Raw genomic sequence first — 3,799 nt, forward strand, 5'->3', positions numbered from 1 at the left:
CGGCATCCATCAGCCGTGAAATCTTCGCACGGGACAGCCCCGTCTTGATCTCATAAGCGTTGATAATGCTCTCCTTGATTTCGGCAAGGAACGTGATCGTCCGCTCCATCTCGTGTGTATCCCCGATGGAGACGGTCATGGGATTATGGATCATCAACATCCCCAAGGGAGAAATCTCAACGGTCGATCCTGCCATCGCAACGACGGATGCGGCTGAGGCTGCAATCCCGTCAATCTTGACATTGACATTTCCCTTATACTCCATGAGCATATTGTAGATCTGTGCCGCTGCATAGCAGTCGCCGCCCGGTGAGTTGATCCAGAGGTCAATATCTCCCTCGGCGGCGTTCAGCTCAGATCGGAACATCTGAGGTGTGACTTCATCGCCCCACCACGTTTCGTCCGAGATTTCACCATCCAGAAGCAAGACACGCTTCTCTCCCTCGTTTCGCACCCAGTTCCAAAATTTACGTTTCATCACTTTCTCCCTCCTGATTTCCTGCGAACAAGCCCGCATCCTTCAGTTTTGTCATATTTCCGTTGATGAGATAGAGATCGCCGCCCTCCTCCGCTTCGATGGGATTCATGTCCTCAAGACTGCGGATGTCGTTCGCCGAGAGCCATCCGTTCTGCCGCCCGATGGCATAGCCCTCCATACGGCTCTTGTAATCTCCGCGCAGAAGCCCGTCCACATTGAAGCGGATAAAGTAATCTGCCCGCTCCTTGTCCGCCAGCAGTGCTTTTTGCAGGGACTGCTCCCAGCGCACAACCCACGGATTCAACGTGTACTTCACGAACTCCAACGACTGCTGCTCAATGTTGTTGAAGCTGGATTTTTCCAAGTCACCGATCATGTGCGGCGGCACACGGTAGAGCCGTGCAATCTCGTCGATCTGGAACTTCCGTGTTTCAAGGAACTGTGCCTCCTCGGGCGGTATGGCAATCTGCTGATACTTTACACCTTCTTCAAGGACGGCAATCCTGCCCGTGTTCATCGTGCCGCCGTAAACGGCGTGCCAGCTCTCACGGAGCTTCGACGGGTCTTTGAGAACCCCCGGATGTTCAAGCACGCCGCCCGGACGCGCACCGTTCTTGAAGAATGCAGCGCCGTATTCCTCCGTGGCAAGTGCAATCCCAATGGCGTTCTTTGCCATAGCAATAGGTGAATATCCCACAAGTCCGTCGAATCCAAGCCCCGGAATATGCAGCACATCCTCACGTCGCAGACGAATCTGCCCCTTGTCCGCAAAATTCGGATTCTCCTCCGTGCTTCGCGTGTAGGTGTAGTAGAGTTCACCCGTGCGGCTGTCACGGCTGACTTCCATCTTGTCCGGGAGGAGTGGATAGAGTCCAAGGACACGCCCCCTGCCATCCCGCAAAATTTGTGCATAAGCATTCCCCCACAAAAGGAGGTGACTCATCATTGTTTCGCGAAATATAAAGGAGGTCATCTCGGGATTCGGCGCATCGTGGAGCAGAAAGTACAGCGGATGCTCCGGCACACGCTCTTTGCCCTGTCCTTTGTAGGCATAGACGTGAAGTGGCAGCCCCGCAATGGATTCGGCGAGAATGCGGACACAGGCGTAGACTGCCGTCGTCTGCATGGCAGTTCGCTCGTTGACTGCCTTGCCCGCCGCAGTCTGCCCAAACAAAAAGGACAAGCCACCGAGATGATTCGTAGGCTTGTCCCGCGAACGAAAGAGTTTGCTGAATAGGTTCATAGGTATCACGCTCCTTAAACGATACCTCATAAGAGAAACAGAACTAATGAAACACTGATAAACTCCTGTGTTGCACGTCTTAGCGTTGCAGATTATAATAGAGAAGACAAGAGCACAAGGTAAGAGAGAAGTAGCATGATATAGCAGGTCTTTATGCTCTTTTGCACTGTAATTTGTGCCTGTAGATCATGTGTCTGTGATTATCCGTTGCTTTTTAGCGATCCCCTAAAAATGGCTCATTATCCCCAAGGAGGAATATTGTACGTATGATAAGCAAGCAACAATTGCAACGAATCAGGCGAATGCAGGAAAAGAATAAGCTTTTTATGCAACGATGGAAAGCATCACATAAAATAGCTGCCGTAAATTTTGAAATTGAGGATTACGATTTTTCAGATGAGCAACTTCCACCCATTGAGAAAATAGATGATGTTGACTATTACTACGACACCATAAGGCAAAAGCCTATACGTGTTACACCGGAAGAAACCATCCGCCAGGAAGTGGTATCTTTCCTTATAGATAAATTAAAAGTCCCCGTACATATGTTAAGGGTTGAGGAGTCTCTTGCTCACCATGTAAAAAATTGTTTAAGCCGTAGTGATGTAGTTATTATGCGTATGGGCGATGACCAGGAATCTGCTGTTCCGCTCGCTGTTATAGAATGCAAACGCGAGGAATTGGAACTAGATGATAACATGATCGCCCAAGCCAAAAATTATGCTCAACAGCTCAAATGCAGTTTTTTCATGCTAACGAACGGAAAAAAACGCTGTGTTTTCATAGGGATGCCGATAATAACGTCTTACGCATCAAAAGTTTCCGAGAATATACGAATATGCTAAATGAGGAATATACAGAATTGCCTACAGAATCCGAATTTCAACGTCGTACCCTTGATGAAATAAAAAATGACCCCACATTTTTTGTTTACGATGTGACTCCGTATGAAATGGGTGTTGAAACCACAGAGAATAAAGAAAAATTGATATTCTGCTCCAATCTTTGGGAATGCTTGCTTGATGATGGATACGAACTTGTTCCCTACGAGTATGATATTTTCAATTTGCTGAAGGATTACGGAGTGAGGAGAATATCATGGGGAAATGCTGGTGGAGGAAGTTTTAACGGATGTAGATGCCGTTCCTTTCAGATAAGTTATCAAGGTAAAACAGAAATCGTTTCCTTAGCATTTTCCAGATATAGTGCAATAGGAAAAAACCAAAGCAAGACAGGCTTGTTCGTTACCGTTGAAACCGATGGACATATACACTCATCCCTGCAAATCCCCATGGATGCTAAAAACATCCTGCAAATAAAGGACTCTATGTGTAGCATAAATCATACAGGGAAAATAACAGTTGGAGCTATTGGTGCCGGGAAAATATCTGATTTACGAATGCTTGTCCAAGAAAAATATCCCAAAATCATAGATGGACAATTATTCAAATTAGGTGTCCTGCCAAGCAATCAAATTTTGCGGCTTTGCGATGAAGATGTATGCATTTTCATAGAAAATATCATCTCCTATGCGCTTATTAGAGACGATTACAGAGAGATACGCTTGCGTGAAGTCCCCTAAAACACCCACACGCCACGACTCTCATACACCGATTCCGACGTATCATTTCCACACCGAATCGCACGATCCAGCGCCATGATGAGCGCAATCACACCGTCAATCTTCTCGGTGGACTTCTCCTTGTCCGCCTTGATGTTCCCCGCAGGATCGGTGCGAATGAAGATATTGTCTGCCATCCAGCGCATGACGAGATGCCCGCCGTGCGCTATTTTCTTTTCCAGTGTCAGCTTCATCAGCTCCTTGGTCGGCGGGCTCATATCCTTGAACCCCTGTCCGAAGGGAACGACCGTGAATCCCATGCCCTCTAGGTTCTGCACCATCTGCACTGCACCCCAGCGGTCAAAGGCAATCTCGTGGATGTTGTACTTCTCGCCCAGTTTCTCAATGAACGCCTCGATGAATCCGTAGTGAACCACATTTCCCTCTGTCGTTTGCAGGTAGCCCTGCTTCTCCCACACGTCATACGGAACGTGGTCGCGCCGCACACGCAGGTCAA

At 48.1% G+C, this 3,799-nt stretch carries 5 protein-coding genes; 2 read left to right on the forward strand and 3 right to left on the reverse strand.

The genetic code is table 11. The features are described from left to right. Both HMPREF9163_RS00605 and HMPREF9163_RS00610 read right to left on the reverse strand, forming a co-directional pair. The coding region (locus HMPREF9163_RS00605) for a head maturation protease, ClpP-related (RefSeq protein WP_009439668.1) at nt 1-478 on the reverse strand (478 nt) is incomplete at its 3' end. Further along, nucleotides 468-1,721, reverse strand: a complete 1,254-nt coding sequence (locus HMPREF9163_RS00610) for a phage portal protein (protein ID WP_009439669.1) — start codon at nt 1,719-1,721, stop codon at nt 468-470. The genes HMPREF9163_RS00610 and HMPREF9163_RS00605, both read right to left, overlap by 11 nt. Nucleotides 1,722-1,987: 266 nt before the next feature. Here HMPREF9163_RS00610 and HMPREF9163_RS00615 point away from each other — a divergent pair, with 266 nt between their 5' ends. After that, a complete protein-coding gene (locus tag HMPREF9163_RS00615; RefSeq protein ID WP_009439670.1) occupies nt 1,988-2,566 on the forward strand; it encodes a type I restriction enzyme HsdR N-terminal domain-containing protein in 579 nt (192 codons plus the stop codon). Then, nucleotides 2,560-3,303 (forward strand): hypothetical protein, encoded by a 744-nt coding sequence (locus HMPREF9163_RS00620; RefSeq protein ID WP_009439671.1) that lies wholly within the window; start codon nt 2,560-2,562, stop codon nt 3,301-3,303. Before HMPREF9163_RS00615 ends, HMPREF9163_RS00620 begins: the two co-directional genes overlap by 7 nt. Here HMPREF9163_RS00620 and HMPREF9163_RS12270 read toward each other — a convergent pair. Next, a partial coding sequence (locus HMPREF9163_RS12270; protein ID WP_009439672.1) for a terminase TerL endonuclease subunit occupies nt 3,300-3,799 on the reverse strand: 500 nt, incomplete at its 5' end. The genes HMPREF9163_RS00620 and HMPREF9163_RS12270 overlap by 4 nt on opposite strands.

Source organism: Selenomonas sp. oral taxon 138 str. F0429 (assembly GCF_000318175.2).
Classification (GTDB): Bacteria; Bacillota; Negativicutes; order Selenomonadales; family Selenomonadaceae; genus Centipeda; species Centipeda timonae.